This window comes from Vibrio sp. Isolate22 (assembly GCF_022398115.1).
GTDB lineage: Bacteria > Pseudomonadota > Gammaproteobacteria > Enterobacterales > Vibrionaceae > Vibrio.
Genome location: NZ_JAKEUW010000155.1, coordinates 1 through 728 on the forward strand (window position 1 = coordinate 1; position 728 = coordinate 728).

Genomic DNA, 728 nt, shown 5'->3' on the forward strand with positions numbered 1-728 from the left:
TATGAGTAGGAAAGGAAACTGCTGGGACAATGCTTGTGTTGAGAGTTTCTTCCATTCTATGAAAGTGGAAGGTAGGAAAGGAAACTGCTGGGACAATGCTTGTGTTGAGAGTTTCTTCCATTCTATGAAAGTGGAAGCGATCCAATATGAGCCGATTATGACGAGAGAGCAGATGCGCCAAACGATCTTCGAGTACATAGAGGTTGATTATAATCGAACGAGAAGGCACAGTGCTCTTGGGTATCTAAGCCCAGTTAACTTTGAACAACAAAATGTCGCTTAATGAAGTGTCCAGTCTGGCTGGAGCAGATCATACTTTTCTGAAGCAAACTCATGATAAATATCCGCTAAATAACGCGCTAACTCTTCCTCTGCTAAATCAGAAGGTATGATCACGTCATAGACTCGAGCACGTATCGATGTTTCCGATTCTCGATAAAGTAGCCACTCTTCGTTTTGCCTCTGTACTGACATTCTCTGGTGAAAAACCTGAAATTTTAGCCACATGCGCTCGTCACCTCTATCCAAAATTAATGATAAAACACAGCAAGCCATATCGTCACAGAGTCTTTATCGGTCCCCAGAACCTTGTGCTTTTCACCCGCGGGAATATTGAGGTATGATCTGCTCCAGCCAGACTGGACACTTCATTAAGCGACATTTTGTTGTTCAAAGTTAACTGGGCTTAGATACCCAAGAGCACTGTGCCTTCTCGTTCGATTATAATC

The 728-nt window shown here is 43.0% G+C and carries 3 protein-coding genes and 1 pseudogene; 1 reads left to right on the plus strand and 3 read right to left on the minus strand.

The window, feature by feature from the left end:
* The coding region (locus L1D55_RS27475) for an IS3 family transposase (RefSeq protein ID WP_239919517.1) at positions 1-283 on the plus strand (283 nt) is incomplete at its 5' end.
* Here L1D55_RS27475 and L1D55_RS27480 read toward each other — a convergent pair.
* The 3 genes and pseudogenes from L1D55_RS27480 to L1D55_RS27790 form a co-directional block, all read right to left on the minus strand.
* Positions 280-507: a hypothetical protein gene (locus L1D55_RS27480; protein WP_239919518.1), complete on the minus strand. Its 228-nt coding sequence runs from the start codon at positions 505-507 to the stop codon at positions 280-282. The two genes, L1D55_RS27475 and L1D55_RS27480, sit on opposite strands and share 4 nt — an antisense overlap.
* A 23-nt stretch (positions 508-530) precedes the next feature.
* Positions 531-620 (minus strand): annotated as a pseudogene (locus tag L1D55_RS27485) (cupin); the annotation flags it as partial.
* Between the two features lie 30 nt (positions 621-650).
* A partial coding sequence (locus L1D55_RS27790; RefSeq protein ID WP_345772801.1) for an IS3 family transposase occupies positions 651-728 on the minus strand: 78 nt, incomplete at its 5' end.